We start from the raw sequence: 22,134 nt of genomic DNA on the forward strand, positions 1-22,134 counted from the left end.
TCGGTCGGGTGGCGGTCAGGGTGCCGACGGGCCGGGCAGCGTGGTCAGCGCGTACCCGAGCTGTCCCAGCACGGTCTGGCCTTCGCAGTTCGCGACGACGGACGTGAAGCGGATCCCGCCGGCCACCGCGCACTTGTAGAGCGGCCTGCCGGCCAGTCCCGGCGGCGGCTGGGTGAAGACGCGGCCCACCGGGACGCCGGTCCCCTTGCCCTCGCAGCCCGGGTCCTGCGTCACGAACTGGCCCGCGGCGTCCGTGCAGGACAGCAGGGGCTCGGTGCCCGGCTGGTCGGTCGTCGCCAGCAGTCCGAGGGAGCGGCCGTAGCGGAAGCCCGGCGGGGCACCGAGACTGCTGGCGTAGTGCTGGCCCGACAGGTCGTGGAAGTACCGGGTCAGCGGCGTGTAGGCGGCGACGTGGCCGAGCACGCGGTCCGTGGCGCGACCCTCGCAGGCGACGTCGGTGGAGTCGAACCGGGCGGACCCGTCCAGGCAGCGCCGCAGCGGCACCGTCGCCACGTCCGCCGGCGGGGTGGCGTAGGCCCAGCCGAGGGCGCCGATCTTCGGCTGTCCCTCGCACCCCGGCTCGGCCGAGGTGAACGGCCCGGCCGGGCCCCGGCAGGTGTAGAGCGGCACGGTGTCCGCTCCGGGGCCGCCGAGCGCCACCCCGAGCGGGCGGTCGAACCGGAAGCCCGCCGGCGCGCCGGCGAACGGCGCGTCGGACCCGGTGGCGGACCTGGCGGTGTAGCGCTCACCGGCGTCGTTCACGAACCGGCCCAGCTGCCCGCCGGAGGGTGGCTGGAAGGTCCCGGCCAGCCGGATGCTGTCGGCCGGGCGAACGCCCTTGTCGGTCGTGACCTCGTCGATCAGGCCGGGGAAGTACTCCGTCGTCGCGCCCTTGTCCCGGCCGCGGCCGATGGTGAGCCCGCCGCCCGCGACCCACAGCAGCACGTTGTCCTTCGTCCCGACGAGCTGGCCGTTGACGTAGAGCCGCAGCTGGCGGGCGGCGTAGTCGTAGACGCCGCTCAGGTGCGTCCAGGCGCCGACCGTCGGCGGCTGCAGGGAGTTGGCGTAGACCAGCGGTGCGGTGTCCGTGTCGCTGGTGGCGGCGCCGAACATCCACCGGTCGACCTCGGGCCGGTACTGCAGGGCGAACCCGCTGCGGCGGACGCCGTCCTGCGCGAGCACGGTCGCCACCTTGTCGGTGCGCGTCAGCTTGGCCCAGGCCGAGACCGTGAAGCTGTCCCGCATGGGGACTCCGACGTTCGTGGACCTGGCGGCCCCGCCGACCCCGTCCAGTTCGAGCGCCTTGCCGAAGACGCCGGGGGCGAACGACGTTCCGGCGCTCGACAGCGTCGTCGGGTTCTGCCGCCACGAGTAGTCCCGCGCGGTGCCGTCGTCGAACCGCCAGAAGCCGTGGACGGCCGCGGGGGCTTCGTCGTGGACCCGGCGGACCTCGCCGTCCGTCAGGGCCCGGCCGTAGGCGCGCACGTCGTCGACGCCCCGCGGGAAGTAGTCCGCGGTGGTGCCGTTCACCCGGGCCCGGCCGACCGCGAACCTGCCGGTGGCGTCCTGGACGGTGACCCCCACCTGGACCGCGGACAGCGCCCCGTTGACGTAGAGCCGCAGCTGCGCGAGCCGGACGTCGTAGACGAGCGCCAGGTGCGCCCAGTCGTTGAGCTGCGCCTGTTCGCTGGAGACGAGCACGACGGAGCCCGCGTTCGCCTGGTCGGCGAGGGCGACGACGGCGGCCCACTTCTTCGTCGCCGCGTCGTAGCGCACCTGGAACGCGCTCACCTGGTTCGCGTCCTGCCCCAGCACGGTCGCGTTGCGGGCGCCGTCGGTGAGGAACGCCCAGCCGGCGACGGAGAAGCTGCCCTTGGTGTCCACGACCGGGCCGGCGGTCTCGGCGTACCCGCTCGTGCCGTCGAACCACCCGGTGCTGTCGATCCGGCCGGCGAACCACCCGGCGCCGCCCTTCAGCGTCGCGGTCTTGGCCCGGCCGCTTGAGTCGGCCACGGTGGTGCCGGTGTTCTCGTCGAACTTCCACGCCCCCGCGTCGGCGACCGGCAGCGTGGCCGGGCCGCCGGGCAACGGGTAGGACCGCACCAGCGCCGACACCCGGTCGGCGGTCAGCGCGCCGCTGTAGATCCGGACGTCGTCCACGCCACCACGCCACGACTTGGGCTGCTCGCCGATCGCCTTGCCGCCGCCGATCTGCAGGCCGCCGGTGCCCGGCCAGCTGGTGAGCAGGGTGCCGTCGTCCTTGCGGTTCCCGTTGACGTACACCCAGATCGCGCGGGCCCCGACGTCGTAGACACCGGTCAGGTGCACCCACTTGCACTGCTCGCCCGGCCGGCACAGCTCCCCCGGCTCGGCCGCGACCGCCGCCTTGGTGACGGTGCCGTCGCGTTCGGGCATCTCGAACGTCCAGTTGCCGTCGTGCCCGGCGGTGTCCTCGACGTAGCCCAGCCGGAACTTGTCGAACGGCTTGCCGTCTCCGGCGTCCAGCGACACCGCGCTGGTGAAACAGCTGGTCTCGGTGGCGAAGTCGCAGGTGGTGCCTTCGAGGTTCACCCAGGCCGACACCGTGAAGCTGCCGTCGGTCCGGACGTCCACCCCGGTGGTGGTCACCACGTCGTCGACGCCGTCGAGCTTGACGGCGTTGCCGATCCGGCCCGCGGTGAACGTGGCGCCGTTGCGCAGCGTCGCCTGCCGGGGGCCGACGGCGTCCCCGGTCGTGGTGCCGCTGCCTTCGTCCATCGTCCAGTTGTGGCCGAGGCTCAGGTCCTGCCCCGCCATGGTGGCGACCTCACCGGCGAACAACGCGCGGCTGTAGACCGACACGTCGTCGACCGCGCCGGCGAAGAAGTCGGCGTTCGCTCCGGCGCGCTTGCCCCGGCCGATCTGGAACCCGCCGGTGGCGTCGAACGCGGTCGTGTGCGCCGCCGAGCCCGCGAGCACCCCGTTGACGTACAGGTCGAGCTGCTTGCGGTCCTTGCTGTAGACGCCGGCCAGGTGCGTCCACACCCCGGCCTGGACGGTGCCCCCGAGAGCCTGATCGCCCGCGGCGGTGCCGTCCGAGGGCATCGCGGTGAACGCCCAGCGGTCGGCGGTCGCCTGCAGCGCGAAGCCGCTGACCTTCGTGCCGTCCTGCGACAGGATCGTCGCGGGCGCACCGGTCTTGTCGGCCCGGGCCCACGCCGCGACCGAGAAGCTCTGGTCGGTGTGCACGGCGGTGGGCGTGCTGACGTGCGCCCCGGTCCCGTTCAGCTGCACCGCGAGGTCGGCCGGGTCCGGCGAGTTGGTCTGTCCCGCCGACCAGTCCGGGCCGCCGTTGAGGACACCGGGAAGCTTCCCGTTCGCGTCCACGGCGGTCCCGTCCAGCCGCCAGGTGCCCGCCGTGACGTTGTCGCGGCTGACGATCCCGCGCACCTCGTCCTCGCCGATCGCCCGGTTGTACACCCGGACCTCGTCGAGGGTGCCGGGGAACGCCTGCCGCTGCTCGGCCCGGATCATCGCCCGGCCGATCCGGAACGACCGCAGCGCCTGCCACGCCGTCGTGCGGGTCGACTCCCCGGCGAGGGCGCCGTCCACGTACAGCCGGATCTTGCGGGTCGACGCGTCGTAGGTGCCGACGAGAGCCGTCCACTCACCGGCCTTCGGCGGCGACGCCCCGGCCACCCAGAAGTACTCGGCCGGGCTGTCCGCGTCGGACCCCGGGAAGATGAACTGCCACCGGTTCCCCTGGTACTGCAGGCAGAACCCGCAGATCCGCTCGCCGTCCTGGCTGAGCACGGTGTAGGTGCCCGCGTCCGCCCGGTCGAGCTTCACCTGCACGGCCACCGAGAAACTCTGGTCCGTGCGCACGACCGGGCCCGCGGCCGACACCGAGTCGTCGACGCCGTCGAGCTTGATCCCGCCGCCCACGGCACCGTTCGCGACGAAGGCCGCGCCGTTGTCCAGGACGCCGTCGGGCGCTCCCTCGACCGCGTTGACGGCCGTGCTGCCGCCGCGTTCCTCGAACTTCCAGTGCGCGACCTGCACTCCGCTCGCGCCCACCTGGGCCGCGATCTCGGGGGCGCTCAGCACCCGGTCGTAGAGCTGCGTTTCGTCGACCGAGCCCGGCCAGAAGTCGGCCGGGGCGCCGGCCCACATGCCGCGGCCGATCGCCAGCGGCCCGGTCGCGTTGAACCCGCTCGTCCGGGCCTGTGTCCCGGCGAGCACCCCGTTGACGTACAGGCGGATCTGCTTGGCCTGGGAGTCGTAGGTGGCGGCCACGTGGGTCCACGTGCCCGCGGACGCCGCCACGTTCGCGCGGACGCTCTCCCCCGCCGGGCGTTGCGCGGTGTCCGCGGCGGGCAGTGTGAACTCCCACTTGCCGCCGCCTTCGTCGCGGTAGCCGAGCAGGAACCCGCTGAGCCGGCCGCCGTCCTGGGACACCGCGGTGAAGCCGGTGCCGGCCGCGGGGAGCCGGTCGAGCTTCAGCCAGGTGGCCACCGAGAAGCTCGTGTCGGTGCGGACCGCGTTCGGCGCCGACACCTGCGCGGCCACGCCGTCGAGGTGCACCGCCGAACCCGCGGCCCCGCCCGAGGTATAAGTGGCGGCGCCGGCCAGCGTGCCGTGGTGGTCGCCGAGGTGCGCGCTGTCCTTCGCGTTGCCTTCGAAGGACCACTGGGCGAGCGGGCCGTTGCCCGGCCGCACGTAGAAGCGGTGCACCTGGGACTTGCTGCGGTGCCCGCCGCGGTCGACGCTCTGCACGAACAGCTCACGGGGCCCGTCGCCGGGCGGCGTCAGCCGGACGCTGGCCGGGCCGCCGAGCGACTGGGCGTCCACCGGCGTGGCCGGCGGATCCTGCCAGCCGTAGAGGTAGTGGTCGACGTCGCCGACGTTGTTGGCGGTGAAGGTGAACGTGTCCGGCACCCCGGTCCCGCCGTGCCAGCGGTTGTCCGGCTGGTAGAGCACGGCCGAGACGTTCGGTACCTGCTGGTCGGTGAACCCCACGCGGTCGACGTAGAACGCCCCGGTCCCGTGCGTTTCCGGGCCGGACGCCTTGCCGTCGCTACCCCGCACCACCCAGTCGACGCCGGTGCCGTCCCGCAGTCCCTTCAGGTCGACGACCGTGTCGTGGAAGGCCCCGGAGCTCTGGAAACCGTTGCCCAGGCGGCGTTCCAGGACGCCGTCACGCCAGATGTCCCACTGCGGTTCGACCAGGTCCTGGTCGGGGTCCGACAGCCGGGCGATCAGCCGGAGGTCGTCGCCGGCCAGGTAGCGCGCGCCGCCGCACCACTTGCACGGCGCGGGCAGCGGCGGGTCGGTGGCCAGGTCGGACGGCGCGTCGGGCGCCTGGTTGTACGTCACCACGACCTTGGTCGCCCCCGGGTCGTACTTGCGCCAGGCGATCTGGTCGCCGGAGTCCGCGGCCGTCAGGAAGAAGGTCGTGACGCCGCCGGTGTCGATCATGTCGGCGACGTTCACGCCCACCGTCTTGAAGTCACCGCAGCCGCCCGGGTTGTACGCGCCGGGCGCGGTGAACTCCCGGTACCACCGGCTGCCCGGCCGGACGTTCCAGGTCGTCTCCGGGCTGATCTGCCCGTTGGCCAGGTGCAGCCGGTGGGTCCGGCCCGAACAGTTGGGGCTGAAGACGACCGTGGTGTCGAGGCTCGCCTGGGTGATCGTCTTGCCGGCCAGGAACCCGGTGTCGTACTGGAAGTAGGTCTGCGCCTCGCCGATCCCCTCGCACCAGCCGTCTTCGTAGCACTGGCCGACCTGGGCCCACGGCGGCGACCCGCTCGTCCACCAGTAGGACTGGTTGCTCTTGCCGGACAGCACGGTGGCCCACGCGTTCTTGTCGAACGTCACCATGTTCGGGTCGATCGTCACCGGGTAGGCGACGCCGGCACCGGTGAGCGCCGCCCGGTCCGGGGACAGGGTGAGCGCGCCGTCCGCTGTGGACACCGCGACCTTCGCGGTCCTGCCCTTCGCGTCCCACATGGTCGACGGCGGCGCGGCGAAGACGTCACCACCACCCGCGGCGGCCGCGTGCACCGAGCCGGCGCCGTCGACCTTCAGGGTCAGGCCGTCGGTGCGCACCGCCAGCCGGATCGACGCGAGCGCGGGGTTCTTCGCCGCTTCGGCGGTCTTGACCACCAGCTGCTGCTGGTAGCCGTTCGGGCCGGCGATCAGCACGAGGTCGACCCCCGGCAGGACCTCGGGATAGGTCGCCGTGGCCGCCGAGAGCCGTGGTGCGGGAAGCGGGCCCGGCCAGGTCAGCTCCAGGAAGTGCCCGTCGCGCCGCAGGGTCAGCAGTGCACCCGCCGGGCCGCCACCGGACAGGGTCAGCTCGCCCACCGCGGCTTCCGGACCGACGGTGCCGTCGGCCCGGCGGTGCATCGTCACGTCGACCGGCACCCAGGAGTCGCCCCGGCGCACCCGGGTGGGGACGGCCGTGAGCTCGGCGGTCATCCCGCCGGCGGGGTTCGCGAAGACCGCCCGGGTCGGGGTCCGCTGGTCGAGCACCTCGACCCGGGTGCCCTGCCGGAACGCCGCCAGCTTCGCCGAAGCCTGGTCGGGCGCCTGGGTGACCGGTGCCGGTGGCGGCGGACTCCCGCCGTCCAGGACCAGGATCGTGGCCATCGACGCCACCAGCGCGGTGATCGTCGCCGCGCACGCCAACCGACGTAGTCGCACGTTGAGCTCCCTGGGGTCGCGCCGTCCGCGCGTGAGTGAGCCGAAGCCGCGAGCGTCACGGCCTCGGCTCTTGCGAGCGGAATCGTCGCAGCCGGGTCATCGTGCGGGCCAACGATTCAGCCCACGCCGAAACTCCTGGTGGCCAGGCCGGGAAACCGCTAAAGCGCTCCCGGATCAGCAGGGCCTGCTGGTAGCTGCGCCCGGCCTCGATGAACTGCCCGTCGCACACACGCGCGTACTCGAACCGGATACCAGCGGCTCGCAGGAGGGTCGGGGAACCACGGAAGCGTCCGGGTGCCGATGACGGCCGGCATCTGCGGCTTCTCGTGGCTCTCGCTGCCCGGAACGGCGGTGTGGACCGCACGAACGGCGACGGCGTGGACGCGGCGGGCCGGCGTCTACCCCACTCCCCTGCCCGCGGTGCTGGGCGCGACCCACAGCGGCGGTGAGGACCTCACCGAGAGGCTGAACGCGAGAACCCCGCGCCGGGCACCTCGGTGCCGTTCGAGATCGGAGCGGCCCTGGTGAAGGGCTGGACGTTCAAGACGGTCATCCAGGGCAGCTCCGTCCCGCAGCGGTTCATCCCGACGCTCGTCAAGCTGTGGGAACAGGGGCGGTTCCCGCTCGACAAGCGTCGTCTTCTGACGATCAGGCCGGGCCGTACACGATGAGCGCGTTGCCCCACGGATCCCGCACCACGGCGCGGGTTTCGTGGGGCCCGCGCTCGGCCGGGCGCACGACCACGCCACCGGCGCGCACCACGGCGTCGACGGCCGCCGCGACGTCGGGCACCTTGATCGACGCCGCGGGCACGCCGCCGGTGACGTCTTCCGCCGGCCCGGCGAGGGCCAGCGTGATGCCACCGGCGTCGAGCGCCGCGTACCGGTCGCCGTCGGTGAACTTCTCGGCGAAGCCGAAAGCGGCGGCGTAGAACTCGACCGCCGCCCCGACGTCGGCGACCGGGTGCTGCACCTGCCGCAGCTGCGGCTTGTCGTTCATCGGTGAACCAGTCCTCCGTCGATCAGGGGCGCCTGCCCGGTCACGTACTTCGCGTCCGGACCGGCGAGTACGAGACGAACCCGGCGACGTCGTCGGGTGTCCCGTCGCGGCCGAGCGCGACCCCGTCAACGTACTGGGCGTAGGTCGCGCCCGGCTCGGCGCCGGTGTGCCGAGCCATCTCGCGATCGACCGTGATCCACATGTCGGTGCCCACGGCGCCCGGGCAATAAGCGTTCACTTCGTCGCCGAGTACAGGCTCAGCAGAGCGAACCTTGAGGTGGTCAGGGCCGCGCTCAAGCGCCTGGACGCGGCTCAGACCCCTTGATCCGTTCGACGAGCTCCTCGCGGAACTCCCGCACCGCCGGAAGCTCCGGTTCATCGCCGGTCGCCCGCTTCAACGCGCCTTCCAGGATCTTCAGACCCTGACGTTCGTCGCCGCGCGCATCCGCCTGCCTCGCGGCGTTCTCCAACGCTCTGGCGAGCTTCGTCCGCGCCTCGGGTTCCTGGGCAGCCTTGGAGATCCGGATCCAGTTACCGCCCGGATCGACGACGGTGAACCCGGTGTACCGGTCGTTGCGCAGCCGCGGCCGGGTCATCCGCGGAATGCCGGAGACGAGCAGCTTCCCGTGCACGGAACGCATCCCCGCCGCGAAGGCCTCGAACAGCTCGCCGGTGTCGTCCACGATGACCAGGCACGTGCTGTACGACTGCGCCGGGTCGTAGTCCTCCATCCCGAAGAAGTGCAGGTTGATGTCTTCCCGTCGCACCGCGACGTGCGGGTTCGGCCGCGTCTGCCGATAGGTGATCTCGAAGCCGAGCATCTCGTAGAACGACGCGATCTCGTCGATGGAGGGACAGGGCAGGAGCGGAATGGTCAGTTCGTTCGCCACCGCCCGAACCTAAGCCCGGACCTGCCGAAACGACACGGAGCTATTTGCTCATGCGAACAGCATTAAGGCCACCGGCCGATCGCGGGGATGGGCGGGCGGTGCAGCGACGAGCGGCCGGACGGGCTCGACCTGGATCTGTTCCACTGCTCCGGGTACACCGCAGGTTCCGCGTTCTCCGCCGCAGGGGGACGTTCCGCGAAGCTCCCCGCGCTGACGGTGGACGCGGCCTCCCACCGCACCGGCGGCGGTGAAGGAGCGGCCGCCGCGGAGGAAACCGGCCCCACTGCCGACACCGCTGCAAGCGGCGCGTCACCGAGTCGTGATGCCCGGGGACCCGGTCCAGCCCCGCGCCGAACAGATCGTCCTGATGGGACGCCACCGAGCCCGCACCGACCTCGAAGGTGTTCCGGCCGCCTACCAGGACATCGCCGACCACAAGAACCTGAAAGTCCTCATCAAGCTGTAACGAGCGTGGAACGCTCCCCCGCCGCCGTACAACTTCAGGAACTGTCGTGCGGTGCCAACGGTTCCGCCTTTGCTGCCCGGGTCAGCGATCAGCCCCCTGTGCGGGATTCACGTTGATCTCCGCGAGCGCCCGGCCACCGTCGGAACGCCCCCGTCGTGATCTTCACCAGGCACCTTCGCGGACCCCGATCCGCGCGATCCACTCCGGACTGTCGGTGGGTCCGGCTAGCTTGGGCACACGGTCGGAGAAGTACGGCAGGGAAGAGTGGAACGTGCGGCGTCTTGAGTACATCGGCGGTGGCTCGGCGAAGTTCTGGGAGGGGGTGGTGCAGGGCACCGACGTGGTCGTGACGTGGGGGCGGATCGGGACCGGCGGGCAGTCCAAGCGCAAGGGGTTCGGCTCGGCCCCCGACGCGGCCGCGTTCCTCGCCAAACAGGTCGACGAGAAGGTCAAGAAGGGCTACACCGACACGGGCGCGGTGGCCACCGAGGCACCGTCCGTCCGGGAGCCGGCCGTCCAGAGCACGCCCGTCGCGAAGACCGAGGTGACCGCGGTGACCGCGGTCGACGAAGACACCTTCGACCCACCGGCGGGCGTGGTGCGGATGGCCTACGCCCGCCGGGACCTGGGCAAGCCCCGGTACCGCCCCTCCCCCGACGCGCACGCGGCGGCCGGCAAGCTGCTGGCCTCGTACCGGCACAAGATCGACGAAGTGCTCGACGCACCGGACACCGACGAGCCGGTCGCCGCCGCCGCGCGGGCGCACCTCGGCGGTACCGCGGACCCGCTGGGCGCCGCGGCGGTGCTCACCGTCCTCAGCGCCTGCGTGACCTACTACGACCGGGACGACCTCGGCCGGTTCGGGCCGTACTGGCTCGCCGAGCACGGGCTGTTGTTCGCGGCCGAAGCGGCGATGCGGCTGGCCACCCTCACCCCCCAGGGCCTCGGCGGCCGGCAGGCAGCGAACGCGGTGCGGCACCTGGCCGAGGGCGAGCACCTGCCGTGGCGCTGGGCGGGCCCCGAGGTGCTCGGGGAGGTCCGCACGGCGGTCGCGGCGGCGGACGACGCCGAGTACGCGCGGGTCGTCGAGGTGCTCGGCGGCTTCCGGAAGAGCCCCGGCACCCGGCTGGTCGCGGCGTTCCTGGCGCCCACCGAGCGAGCGTGGGTGGACGAGCTGCCCGCCGAGGTCGACGACCACGGGCACCTCGCGGGGTGGATGTACCTGTGCGCCGTGCACAGCGTGGAGCAGCTCGAGGGGCTCGGCGACGCCTACGGCCTGCACCGTCAGTCCAGGACGCTGCCGACGATCGTGCGCACGGTCGGCCCCGCCGCCGCGCCGGTACTCGTGCGGTGGACCGCGAAGGCCGACAACGACATGCTCAAGCGCCTGCTCGCGGCGATCGTCGCGATGCCGACCGACGACGCGTTCCGCGGGCTGGTCGCCCACGCGGTGAAGGCACCGTTCCGCGCCGCGCTGCAGGAGGCCGTGCCGCGCTACCCGGTTCGCGCCACCCGGCTGCTGGCCGAGGCGGCCGCCGAGGGCGGCGAGAGCGGCGAGGTGGCCGCCGAGCTGCTGCGGGCCCACCTGATGGCGCGCCCCGAGCTGCTCACCGACGTCGTGCCGACGCTGCCGGAAGCGGCGAGGCAGGCCGCGTTCGCCACCCAGGAAGGTGTCGTCCGGCTGCCCGACGCGCCGGCCGAGCTGCTGCCGCCGGTGCTGGTCAGTCCGCCCTGGACCCGTCCGCGCGACACCGCGCCGCCGGTGGTGCTGACCGACCTGGACGTGGCCGCGCCGACGCGTGTCGTGTGGGAGGACGGAGAACGGGCTCAGGTTCTCGCGCGGGGGACGCGCGACTCCTCCGGCCGCCACACCCGTCCCGGCACCGATTGGGCAGTGGAGCTGGAGAAGCACCGCGGCAGCGACTGGATGCTGCCCTCGATACTGCTGCACGCGCCGGAGGAACTGGCACTGCCCGCGCTCACGGCCTGGCAGCCGAAGCGGCTCTACAACCTCGATGTGTGGGGTCCGGCCCTGCTGGCCCGGTTCGGGACCGCCGCGGTCCCGGTGGTCGTCACCGCGGTCGCCATGAACAACGGGCAAGACGACTTCAAGGCGCTGCTGCCCGTCCTGGACACCGAGGTCGCCGCGATCATGGCCACGGCGATGGCCCGCCGCAAGCCGGCCCGGCCGGTGGTCCGGGCGTGGCTCCTGCGGCACGGCCTGGCGACCTTGCCCTACCTGGTGCCCGCCGCGCTCGGCCGCGCGGGCAAGGCGCGGGACGCTGCGGAGGCCATGCTCCGCACGCTCGCCGCGCACGAGGGCACCGGCACCGTCGTCGCCGAGGCCGGCCGGCTGGCCGGCCTCGATGCGGGCGACGGGGTGGCGCGCGTCCTCGCCGCCGACCCGCTGGAGCTGTTGCCGAAGAAGATGCCGGCGCCCGGCGCGTGGGCCGACCCCGCCGCGCTGCCGCAGATCCGGCTGCGGGGTGCCGACGTCGCGCTGCCCACGGCGTCGACCGCGGACCTGCTGACCATGTTCGTGCTCGGCACCCCCGACGAGCCGTACGGCGGTATCGCGCAGGTTGCCGAGGTGTGCGACCCGGGCTCGCTCGCCGGATTCGGGTGGGCGGTGTTCGAAGCGTGGCGCAAGGCGGGCCTGCCGGCCAAGGACGGCTGGGCGCTGACCGCGCTGGCCGCCGTCGGCGACGACGAGACCGTGCGGCGGCTGTCGCCCGTCATCCGTGCCTGGCCGGGCGAGGGCGGGCACGCCCGCGCCGTCACCGGGCTTGACGTGCTGGCCGAGATCGGCACCGACGTCGCGCTGATGCACCTCAACGGCATCGCGCAGAAGGTCAAGTTCTCCGGGCTCAAGCAGCGCGCCGGGGAGAAGATCGAACTGGTGGCGGCCAAGCTCGGGCTCACCGCCGAGCAGCTCGCCGACCGGCTGGTGCCCGACCTCGGGCTCGCGGAGGACGGCACGATGGTCCTCGGCTACGGCCCGCGCCGGTTCGTCGTCGGCTTCGACGAGGCGCTGCGCCCGACCGTCTCCGACGAGGACGGCACCCGCCGCAAGTCGCTGCCCAAGCCCGGCGCGAAGGACGACCCGGACCTCGCAACCGCCGCCTACCAGCGGTTCTCCGCGCTGAAGAAGGACGTCCGCACCTTGGCGAGCGACCAGATCACGCGGTTGGAGCGGGCCATGGTCGCGGGACGCCGGTGGAGCCACGAGGACTTCGCGCGCTACTTCTCCGGGCACCCGCTGCTCCGGCACGTCGTGCGCAGACTCGTGTGGGGCGTCTACGACGAGCAGGACTCCTTGGCCGGCGCGTTCCGGCTGGCCGAGGACCGCACGCTCGCCGACGCCGGCGACGAGACCTACACCCCGGCCGCGGGCACCACCGTCGGCGTCGCCCATCCGCTGCACCTCGGGGACGCGCTCACCGCGTGGTCGGAGGTGTTCGCCGACTACGAGATCCTGCAACCGTTCCCGCAACTCGGCCGGCAGGTTCTCGCGCTGACCGGCGAGGAACGCACCGCGCTCACCCTGGCGCGGTTCGGCAAGGTTCCGGTGAGCGTGAGCCGGGTCCTCGGTCTCACCAAGCGCGGCTGGGAACGCACCGCGCCGCAGGACGGCGGAGTGGAGGCCGGTGTGGTCAAACCGCTCGCGGGCGGCTGGTTCGGGGTGCTCGAGCTGGAGGAGGGCATCGTCGCGGGCGAGCCCACCATGCTCGGTGAGAACCAGGAGATCCGGCGCGTGTTCCTGTCGCCCGATCACGACGGCTGGTGGGGCCGGGAGGACACGCCGCTCGGCACGCTCGACGCGGTGTCGGCGAGTGAGCTGCTGGCCGACCTGACCGAACTGGTGGGCGCCCCGTGACCGCCGGGCAGGACCTGCAGCGTCCGCCCGCGGAGGTCCGGTTCGCCGACGACCTGGTCCGCCTGCGCGACCAGGACACCGCGCCCCGCCCGCCGGGGTGGGCCCTCAGCCTCGACGCGGCCCGCCGGTTCGTCGTCGGCGACGCGAAGCTGGGAGTGCGCAAGAAGTTCGTCGGCGACCCGTCCCTCGTGGACCGGGCCCTGGTCACCCTCGCCACCAGCCGCGGGCTGCTGCTGGTCGGCGAACCCGGCACCGCCAAGTCGTTGCTGTCGGAGCTGATCGCGACCGCGGTGAGCGGCGTGTCGACCCTGACCATCCAGGGCGGCGCGGCCACCACCGAGGACCAGATCCGCTATTCGTGGAACTACGCGATGCTCGTCGCGGAGGGCCCGTCGACGCGGTCGCTGGTCCCCGCGCCGCTGCTGCGCGGCATGGCCGAGGGCAAGGTCGTCCGGTTCGAGGAGATCACCCGCTGCCCGCTGGAGGTGCAGGACTCGCTGCTCTCCCCGCTGTCCGACCGGGTCCTGGCGATCCCCGAGCTGACCGGGCGGGACGCGATGGTGTTCGCCACCGACGGGTTCAACGTGATCGCCACCGCCAACACCCGCGACCGCGGGGTCAACGAGATGAGCGCGGCGCTCAAGCGCCGGTTCAACTTCGAGACCGTGTTCCCGATCCCCGACCTGGACACCGAACTGGCGCTGGTGGCGACCGAGTCGGCGGAGCTGCTGCGCCGTTCCGGGGTGCCGGTGGCGCAGCGGCGCGACGTCCTCGAGGTGCTGGTCACCACGTTCCGGGAGTTGCGCGCGGGCACCGGAGGTGGTGGCGGGGAACGGCTGTCCACGGTGCTCAGCACGGCGGAGGCGGTGTCGGTCGCGCACGCCGTCGGCCTGCGCGGCTGGTACCTGCGCGGCGAGGCGGGGACCGGCGAGGACGTCGTCGAGTGCCTGGCCGGGACGGCCGCGAAGGACAGCCCGGACGACCTCGCGAAGCTGCGCCGCTACCTCGAGCACGACGCCGCGCGGCGCAAGGGCTCGCCCGCGTGGGCGGAGCTGCACGGCGCCCGGCTGCGGCTGCCGGGCTGATGGCGGCACCGGTACACGGGGGCGCCGTTCACGTCATCGGGGTCCGCCACCACAGCCCGGCGTGCGCGCGGCTGGTGCGCGAGACGATCGCCGAGCACCGGCCCGCGCACGTGCTGGTCGAGGGACCGGCCGACTTCACCGGCCGCATCGGTGAGCTGCTGCTCGGGCACACCCCGCCGCTCGCGATCTTCAGTTACGTGCGCGACGCCGCCCGCACCCGGCTGTCGTGGGCCCCGTTCTGCGACTACTCCCCCGAGTGGATCGCGCTCACCGAAGGCCGGGCCGTGGGCGCGCAGGTGCGGTTCATCGACCTGCCCGGCTGGCGGGCGACCGACACGGAAAACGTCTACGCCGACGCGGAACGCCGCTACACCGACGCCACGGAACGGCTGTGCCGAGCGCTGTCGGTGGACAACGTCGACGTGCTGTGGGACCACCTGGTCGAGGCGCACCCGCACGAGGGGCTGGCGGAGCGGCTCGCCGCGTACTTCGACCTCGTTCGCGGCGAGGCGGACGCGGGGGCGGAGGACACCGCACGCGAGGAGTACATGGCGCGGTGGGTCGCCGCGGCGGCCGCGCGGGACGAGGGGCCGGTCGTGGTGGTGGTCGGCGGGTTCCACCGCCCGGCGCTGGTGGCCAGGCTCGCGGACGCCGGCGGCACCACCACCGCGAACCCGGACTGGCCGCCGGTCCCGGACGTGCCGGCGGGCACGGAGGCCGGCAGCTACCTGGTGCCGTACTCGAACCACAGACTCGACGCGTTCACCGGCTACGCCTCCGGCATGCCCTCCCCCGGCTACTACCAGCGACTCTGGGAAGACGGGCCGCAGGAGGCCGCGACCGGGCTGGTGGCCGACGTGGTGACGCGCTTGCGGGCCCGCAGGCAACCGGTGTCCACCGCCGACCTGATCTCGGCGAACGCGCTGGGCGAGGGGCTCGCGGCGCTGCGCGGGCACCCGCACCCGGCCCGCACCGACGTGCTGGACGGCCTGGTGAGCGCGCTCGTCTCGGACGCGCTGGACCAGCCGCTGCCGTGGTCGGCCCGCGGCCCGCTGTCGCCCGGCGCGCACCCGGTGGTCGTGGAGATGGTCGCCGCGCTCACCGGCGACCGCACCGGCCGCCTGCACCCGGACACCCCGGCACCGCCGCTGGTCGGCGCGGTCGCCGCGGAGCTGGCCGCGCTCGGGCTCGACGGCACCCGGGACGTCCGGCTGGACCTCACCGACGCGACCGACCTGCGGCGCAGCCGCGTCCTGCACCGGCTGCGCGTGCTCGGCGTCCCCGGTGTGGAACGGAAGTCGGGCCCGTCGGCGGGCCGGGACGCGACGGCCGCCGAACGCTGGCAGCTCACCGCCTCCGACCAGCGCGAGTCCGCGCTGATCGAGGCGGCGGCCCGGGGTGGCACCCCGGCCGACGCCGCCACCGCCACGCTCGCCGGCCGAGCCGACCGGCGGAACGAGGTCGGTTCGCTCGCGGGGCTGCTGTACGACGCGGCCCTGTGCGGGCTCGCCGACCTCGCCGGTGACCTGACCACCCGGGTCGCGGCCGGGGTGGCGGCGGCGCGGGAACTGGGGCCGCTCGGTGCCGCGCTGCGGGTGGCGCTCGGGCTGTGGCGCCACGACCGGCTGCTCGGCACCGCGGGCAGCGCGTTGCTGGGCACGGTGGTGACCACCGCGGCCACGCAGGCGCTGTGGCTGGCCGAGGGCATCCGCGGCGGGGACGTCCCCGCCGAGCCGGCCCGGTTGCGGGCGCTCGCGGCGGTCCGGGACGCGGTCCGCGACGGCGGCGCCGCGCTCGGCCTCGACGCGGAGATCGCGATCGGCGTCGGCGGCCGGCTCGTCGCGAGCCGGGACGTGCCACCCGACCTGCGCGGCGCCGGGCTCGGCCTGTGCCGGGCGCTGGGCGCGGCGGTGGTGCCGAGCGACGCCGTGCCCCGGGCACCCGCGGTGCTCGGCGACTGGCTCGCCGGCCTGTTCGCGGTGGCGCGGGAGGAGGTGCTCGACGACGGCGGGCTCACCGCGGTGCTCGACGAAGTCGTGAGCACGTTGACCGCCCACGACTTCCTGATCGCGCTGCCCGCGCTGCGGCAGGCGTTCGAGTTCTTCCCGCCCGCCGAACGGGAGCGGTTCGCGACCGCGCTCGTCGCGCGGCACGGCGGCGAGGGGTCGGGGCGCGGGCTGTTGCGGGTGCGGGCCGACCCGGTACTGGTGGCCGAGGGCGCGGCCATCGAGGAGGCGATCGACGAGATGCTCACACGGGCGGGATTGGCGGACCTGTGAACGACGGACCGAGCAGCGACCTGGAGCGCTGGCGGCTGGTGCTCGGCGCCCCGGCGGCGGGCATGACCGGTCTCGACGGCGAGACCGCGGCCATGGACGCCGCGCTGTCGTGGCTGTACGGCCGCGATCCGGAGCTCGCCGAGCGCGGGGTGCGCGGCGGCGGGAGCGGGGACTCGAACCTCACGGCGGTCGACTGGCTCGACGACGTGCACCGCCTGTTCCCCCAGGAGACCGTCGAGCGGCTGGAGCGCGACGCGGTCGAGCGCTACGACATCCACGAGATCGTCACCGACCCGGAGGTGCTGGCCCGGGTCGAGCCGAACCCGGCGCTGCTGCGGGCCGTGCTGCGCACCAAGCACCTGATGAACCCGGAGGTGCTCGCGCTGGCGCGGCGCATCGTCGCGGAGGTGGTCCGCGAGCTGGTGGCGCGGCTCGCGACCGAGGTGAAGCACGGCCTGACCGGCACGCGGCTGCGCCGGCCGAGCACCTTCCGGCAGGCCCGCGACTTCGACTTCCGGGGCACCGTGCGGGCCAACCTCGCGCACTACCAGCCCGATTCGAAGCGCCTGCTGATCGAGAAGCCGCGGTTCACCTCGCGCGGGCGGCGGCACACCCAGCCGTGGCAGCTGGTGCTGCTGGTGGACCAGTCCGGCTCGATGGTGGGCTCGGTGATCCACTCCGCGGTGACCGCCGCCTGCCTGTGGGGCGTGCCCGGCCTGCGCACCCACCTCGTCGCGTTCGACACGAACGTCGTCGACCTGACCTCGGAGGTCACCGACCCGGTGGAGCTGCTGATGAAGGTGCAGCTCGGCGGCGGCACGGACATCGCGCGCGCGGTCCGCTACGGCGCCGGCCTGGTGGACGCGCCGAGGCGGGCGATCGTCGCGATCGTGTCCGACTTCCACGAAGGCGGGGACGAGGGGTCGCTGGTGCGCACCGTGCACGGACTGGTCGGGCAGGGCACGCACGTGCTGTGCCTCGCCGCCCTCGACGAGACCGCGAACCCCGACTACGACCGGGCACTCGGCCGGCGGCTCGCCGACGTGGGGGCGCACGTGGGCGCGATGACCCCGGGCCACCTCGCCGAGTTCGTGGCGGAGAGGATCGGCCGGTGAGGGCGGACCTGCTCGCGCTGAGCACCGACGCGCTCGCCGCCCTCGCGAACCGGGGCCTGGTCAAACGCGCGACCCGGGACCTCGACGGCGTCCCGCCGGTCACGTCGGCCGGGGACGGCACGGTCGAGGCGGTGTTCGCCGACGGCACGCGGGTGGTGCTGCCGCCCGGCCGGGGGCTGGACGCGGCGAGCTGCACGTGCGGCGCGCCGGGGATGTGCCGGCACCGCCTCGGCGCCGTGCTCGCCTACCAGCGCGATCACGCCGCCGCCCCGGCGGCGGCACCGGCCGGAGAGGTCCCGGCGGGGTGGCCGGGGGCGGTGACCGACGAGGAGCTGACCGCCCGCTTCGGGGCCCGCACCCTCACCGCGGCCCGGCGCGCGGTGGGCGGCGGGCTCACCGCGCGGGTGCGCAGGCCGGCCATGACGGTGGAGACCCCGGCCGCCACGGTGCGCTTCCTGGTGCCCGGCGAGCTGGGTTTCGTCGACTGTGACGCCCGCGCGGAAGCCAGGGACGTCCTCGTCGTGGTCGCCGTGTGGGCGTTCCGGCAGGCGGACGTGCTGGCACCCGCGGATCCCGACGTGACCGTCGAGCTCGCCGGCCGGGTGGACCGGCCCGCGGCCGGGGCGGCGACCGGCGCGATGGCCGCGGCCGCGGCGGCCGCCGGTGAGCTGCTGCGCACCGGGGTCGTGCCGGCCGACGAGGTGCTGGTCGCCGCGCTGCGCCGCGAGCACGCCGCGTGCGAGCGGGCGAACCTGCGCTGGCCCGCCGCGGCGCTGGCGGAGCTGGTCGAGCAGCTGACCGCCTACGGCACACGATCCGCCCGGCACGAACCGGTGCGGGTCGCGGAACTGATCGCGGAACTGCACGCCCGCCACCACTCCGGTGCGCGAGCACCCGCGCGGGTGCTGGGCACCGACGAGCCCGCGGAGACCCCGCTGCGGCAGGTGCGCCTGGTGGCGCTGGGGTGCCGCGTGGACCACGAAGACGATGCCGACACCGCTGAGGTGTTCCTCGCCCATCCCGGCACGGAGACGGTGCTGGTGGTGCAGCACCGCTGGCCGGCGGGCACGGGGCCGATGCGGTCCCGCCGGCTCGCGGGCACGACGCTGGCGGCGCTCGCCGCGGGCAACGTGGTCAGCGAGGCGGCGGTGCGCAGCGCGGGCCGGGTGGTGCGGTTCGGGGCGGGCCGGCTGGCCCGCACCACGGTCAGCCCGGTGGGCGAGTCGTGGGCCGGGCTGCCGCCCGCGCTGCGTCCGCCGGTCACCGAGGCGCTGGCCCAGCTGACCGGCCTGCCACCGAGGGTGGTCCGGCCGCGGGTCGCGGCCGAGCTGGTCCGGGTGGTGCCGATAGCCCGGGTGCGGCAGGTTCGCTACCTCGCGGGCGCCCAGCGCCTGGACGCGGTCGTCGTGGACCCCGGCGGCGCGGAGGCCACGGTCAGCCTCACCCACCGCGCGGCCGCACCCGGCGCCCTCGACGCACTGGCCGAGGCATTGGCAGGCGACCCGCTCGAGGTGTCCGGCGCCATCCGGCGAGCGGGTGGCGGGCTGGTCGTCGAGCCGTTCGCCGTGCGCACCGCGGCCGGGGTGGTGGTGCCCGACCTGGCGCCCGCGACCGGCACCGTCCCGCCGGCCGCGGGTCCCGTCCAGCCACCCCCACCGGCCGCCGCGATCGAGGGCGCGCTGGCCCTGCTCGCCGAAGCCGCGCACCGCGGCCTGAACCGCCTGCCGCCCACGTTCCCGGCCAGGGCCACCCCGGTCGCCGCCGCCCTGACCCGCACGGGCCTGACCCGCTGCGCCGAGGCGGTCCGGGCGTGGGGCACCGCGCCGGCCGACCCCGCCACCTGGCTACGCGCCGAGATCCGCCTCCTCACGGCGAACGAGCTGCACTGACGGGCCCGGACCGCGCGCACTCGACCACGTGACGGCGTACGGAGACCAGAACGTCGGTCAGCTACGAGGCCGACGGACGAGATGAGTGGGCGCCGGGCGCCCGCGAGGAATCGATCACCGAGAACTGTCGCGAGGTCCCTCGCCCGCCGCGTGGCGCAACCTCGTCGCGAGGCGATCGAACGCCACCGCGAGCTCGTCCCCGTCGATCACCTCGATGTCGACGTCGAGCTGTGTCATCCACAACGCGAGCCGGTCCGGGTCGTCGGAACCCACCTCGACGCGGCACGTGGACTCGTCGACCACCTCGATGTCGACCGGGATGGGGATCTTCGCGGCGATCTTGGCCGCGGGAGCACGCATCAGGACGCGGGCGCGGTACTTCCAGGCTCCCTTGCTGATGCGTCCGACGACGAACTCGACGACATTGTCCTGCGGGATCACGCGCGGCCGGAACCGCGCACCCGTCGGTGCGTGCGGAACCATGCGGTCGACCCGGAAGACCCGCCAGTCGTCACGGTCGAGATCCCACGCGAGCAGGTACCAGAGCGCTTCCCAGTTCACCAGCCGTTGCGGTTCGGCGTGGCGCGCCTCTTCGTCGCCCCCACGCTTCGTGTACCCGAACCGGAGCCGTTCGCGGCCGCGGATCGCGGCGGCGACCGCGCCGAGAACCGAGAGGTCGAGCGGCGGCCCGGCCCCGGGAACAACGCTCGTCGCCTCGCGTACCGCCTCCACCCGCCGACGCAGACGCGAGGGCAGCACCTGCTCCAGCTTCGCGAGCGCGGTGAGCGATGTCTCTTCGACCCCCAGCCTCTGGACCGCGACCGCACCCAGCCCGACCGCGACCGCGACGGCCTCATCGTCGTCGAGCAGCAGCGGGGGCATCGCCGTCCCGGCGGCCAGCCGGTACCCGCCCGCGACGCCGCGGCGCGCGTCCACGGGATACCCGAGCGACCGCAGCTTGCCGATGTCGGCGCGCACGGTCCTGGTGCTCACATGGAGCCGGCCGGCGAGCTCGGTGCTCGTCCAGTCGCGCTTGAGCTGCAGCAACGACAGCAGTTCGAGCAGACGCGCCGAGGTCTCCAACATGGTTTCGATCATGTCAGCAATAGCGGAAGCCAACCTGCCGCATTGCCTGCGAACGTCGATGTCATGACCGAGAACAACACGCTCACGCCGTTCCGCATCGACATCCCGCAGACGGACGTCGACGACCTGCGCACCCGGCTGGCACACACCCGCTGGCCGATCCCCACGCCGGGCCGGGACGACCGCACCGACTTCAGCCGCGGCATCCCGCTGGTGTACCTGAAGGAGCTCGCCGAGTACTGGCGCGACGGATTCGACTGGCGTGCGCACGAGGAGAAGCTCAACGAGCTCGAACAGTTCACCACGGTCGTCGACGGCCAGACGTTCCACGTCGTCCACGTTCGATCGGCGAACCCGCGGGCCACCCCGCTGGTCCTGAACCACGGCTGGCCGGGATCGTTCGTCGACTACCTGCGACTCATCCCGCTGCTGACCGACGAGTTCCACGTCGTCATCCCGTCGCTGCCCGGCTTCGGGTTGTCCACCCCGCTGGCCGGGACCGGCTGGGAGCTGGCGCGCACGACGGACGCCTACGCCGAGATCATGACGCGTCTCGGCTACGAGCGGTTCGCGGCGCACGGCACCGACGTCGGTGCGGGCACCACCGGCCGCCTCGCGGCGATCCACCCGGAGCGTGTCATCGGCACGCACATCGGCTGCGACCCCCGGCTGCTCGGGTTGCTCGGCGTCAAGTTCCCCTTCCCCGAGGGCCTGTCCGATGACGAGATCGCCCGGATCGAGGCAGTGCGCACCGAGGACGCGGCCGATCACGGGTACCTCCTGATGCAGGACCACCGTCCCGACACGATCGGCGCGGCGCTCACCGACTCGCCGGTCGCCCAGCTCGCGTGGATCGCCGAGAAGTTCAAGACCAGGACCGGCGGCACCTACCGGACACCGGACGAGTCGGTCGACCGCGACCAGCTCCTCACGAACATCAGCCTCTACTGGTTCACCCGCAGCGGCGCGTCGAGCGCGCAGTTCTACTACGAGTCCGAGCACTCCGGACCCGACTTGGTCATGGCCTCCGGTGTGCCGTCCGGATGGGCCGTGTTCGACACCCACCCGCTCGTGCGCCGCGCGATGGACCCGTGGAAAGCGATCGGCCACTGGAGCGAGTTCACCGAGGGAGGTCACTTCCCCGCGATGGAGGAGCCGGAGCTGCTCGCGGACGACATCCGCACCTTCTTCCGCAGCATTTCCTGAGTCTCACGGCTCCACTACGAATCCCCATTCGCGCGTGGACGGTCGCCACGGCTCGACCTGGGCCGGGGCCTCCGCAAGGGGAGAACACTGGTGACGTTCACCCGACGAGCCGTGCGGAACGCTGCGGCGGCCGCCGGAATCGCCCTCACCATGGCGCCGACGCAGCCCGCGCGCACCAACGCAACCATCCTCAACCGCCAACTGGTGACCGGCGACGGCAAGGTCAACTGCGACAACTACATCGGCACGTGCAAGCTCGGCACCTACGTCGTTGTCGTCGACTGGCAGGCCGGCAACGGTGACGAGTGCTTCGGCATCGCACCCAACCGCACCATCTGGGACAACGCCGCCGGCGATCGCCGTCACCTTCGAACGGAATTCACCGTGGCGGCGCGCGCCCGCTTTGACCGCGTCCGAGGCGGCAAGGCCACCCATTGCCGATCAAGGCACCAGGCTGCGAACCCGGCACGCCGAGCGGGCGACGAGCCGGAGCAGTGACCTCGCGCTCACGATCTGCAGGCCATGACCAACGGCGCCTATCGCCTGAACCCGATGCCG

The 22,134-nt window shown here is 73.5% G+C and carries 14 protein-coding genes; 9 read left to right on the forward strand and 5 right to left on the reverse strand.

Features of this window, described 5'->3' with window-relative positions; genetic code table 11:
- Nucleotides 1-15: 15 nt before the first annotated feature.
- Nucleotides 16-6,684, reverse strand: a complete 6,669-nt coding sequence (locus tag MUY22_RS42815) for a LamG domain-containing protein (protein ID WP_247053128.1) — start codon at nucleotides 6,682-6,684, stop codon at nucleotides 16-18.
- Between the two features lie 497 nt (nucleotides 6,685-7,181).
- Between MUY22_RS42815 and MUY22_RS42820 the strand changes: the two genes are divergently transcribed.
- Nucleotides 7,182-7,355, forward strand: coding sequence for a hypothetical protein (locus MUY22_RS42820; protein ID WP_247053130.1), 174 nt, complete (start codon nucleotides 7,182-7,184; stop codon nucleotides 7,353-7,355).
- Here MUY22_RS42820 and MUY22_RS42825 read toward each other — a convergent pair.
- From MUY22_RS42825 to MUY22_RS42835, 3 genes are all read right to left on the reverse strand, one after another.
- Nucleotides 7,333-7,683, reverse strand: a complete 351-nt coding sequence (locus MUY22_RS42825; protein ID WP_247053132.1) for a VOC family protein — start codon at nucleotides 7,681-7,683, stop codon at nucleotides 7,333-7,335. The genes MUY22_RS42820 and MUY22_RS42825 overlap by 23 nt on opposite strands.
- A gap of 40 nt (nucleotides 7,684-7,723) precedes the next feature.
- Entirely contained in the window at nucleotides 7,724-7,897 is a 174-nt protein-coding gene (locus MUY22_RS42830; RefSeq protein ID WP_247053134.1) for a hypothetical protein, read from the reverse strand.
- Between the two features lie 79 nt (nucleotides 7,898-7,976).
- Complete coding sequence (locus MUY22_RS42835) at nucleotides 7,977-8,573, reverse strand: hypothetical protein (protein ID WP_247053136.1); 597 nt, start codon at nucleotides 8,571-8,573, stop codon at nucleotides 7,977-7,979.
- Nucleotides 8,574-8,895: 322 nt separating this feature from the next.
- Between MUY22_RS42835 and MUY22_RS42840 the strand changes: the two genes are divergently transcribed.
- From MUY22_RS42840 to MUY22_RS42865, 6 genes are all read left to right on the forward strand, one after another.
- Nucleotides 8,896-9,039 carry a hypothetical protein gene (locus tag MUY22_RS42840; protein WP_247053138.1) on the forward strand — a complete coding sequence of 48 codons (144 nt, stop codon included), beginning with the start codon at nucleotides 8,896-8,898 and terminating at the stop codon, nucleotides 9,037-9,039.
- 271 nt (nucleotides 9,040-9,310) lie between these two features.
- Nucleotides 9,311-12,916: a DUF4132 domain-containing protein gene (locus MUY22_RS42845; protein WP_247053140.1), complete on the forward strand. Its 3,606-nt coding sequence runs from the start codon at nucleotides 9,311-9,313 to the stop codon at nucleotides 12,914-12,916.
- Nucleotides 12,913-14,001 (forward strand): AAA family ATPase, encoded by a 1,089-nt coding sequence (locus tag MUY22_RS42850; protein WP_247053142.1) that lies wholly within the window; start codon nucleotides 12,913-12,915, stop codon nucleotides 13,999-14,001. Before MUY22_RS42845 ends, MUY22_RS42850 begins: the two co-directional genes overlap by 4 nt.
- Entirely contained in the window at nucleotides 14,001-16,280 is a 2,280-nt protein-coding gene (locus MUY22_RS42855) for a DUF5682 family protein (RefSeq protein WP_247053144.1), read from the forward strand. The genes MUY22_RS42850 and MUY22_RS42855 overlap by 1 nt, the downstream gene beginning before the upstream one ends.
- Complete coding sequence (locus MUY22_RS42860; RefSeq protein WP_247053146.1) at nucleotides 16,277-17,395, forward strand: VWA domain-containing protein; 1,119 nt, start codon at nucleotides 16,277-16,279, stop codon at nucleotides 17,393-17,395. The genes MUY22_RS42855 and MUY22_RS42860 overlap by 4 nt, the downstream gene beginning before the upstream one ends.
- The gene (locus tag MUY22_RS42865; protein ID WP_247053148.1) at nucleotides 17,392-19,284 is read left to right on the forward strand and encodes a hypothetical protein; all 1,893 of its coding nucleotides are present in this window, start codon (nucleotides 17,392-17,394) and stop codon (nucleotides 19,282-19,284) included. The genes MUY22_RS42860 and MUY22_RS42865 overlap by 4 nt, the downstream gene beginning before the upstream one ends.
- Nucleotides 19,285-19,398: 114 nt before the next feature.
- Here the strand turns inward: MUY22_RS42865 and MUY22_RS42870 are convergent, their stop codons facing one another.
- Complete coding sequence (locus MUY22_RS42870; RefSeq protein ID WP_247053150.1) at nucleotides 19,399-20,370, reverse strand: YafY family protein; 972 nt, start codon at nucleotides 20,368-20,370, stop codon at nucleotides 19,399-19,401.
- Between the two features lie 63 nt (nucleotides 20,371-20,433).
- Here MUY22_RS42870 and MUY22_RS42875 point away from each other — a divergent pair, with 63 nt between their 5' ends.
- Both MUY22_RS42875 and MUY22_RS42880 read left to right on the forward strand, forming a co-directional pair.
- Nucleotides 20,434-21,576: an epoxide hydrolase family protein gene (locus tag MUY22_RS42875; protein ID WP_247053152.1), complete on the forward strand. Its 1,143-nt coding sequence runs from the start codon at nucleotides 20,434-20,436 to the stop codon at nucleotides 21,574-21,576.
- Nucleotides 21,577-21,666: 90 nt separating this feature from the next.
- Nucleotides 21,667-22,074, forward strand: a complete 408-nt coding sequence (locus MUY22_RS42880; protein ID WP_247053154.1) for a hypothetical protein — start codon at nucleotides 21,667-21,669, stop codon at nucleotides 22,072-22,074.
- The last annotated feature ends 60 nt before the right edge of the window (nucleotides 22,075-22,134 follow it).

The organism is Amycolatopsis sp. WQ 127309, assembly GCF_023023025.1.
In the GTDB taxonomy this organism is placed as follows: domain Bacteria; phylum Actinomycetota; class Actinomycetes; order Mycobacteriales; family Pseudonocardiaceae; genus Amycolatopsis.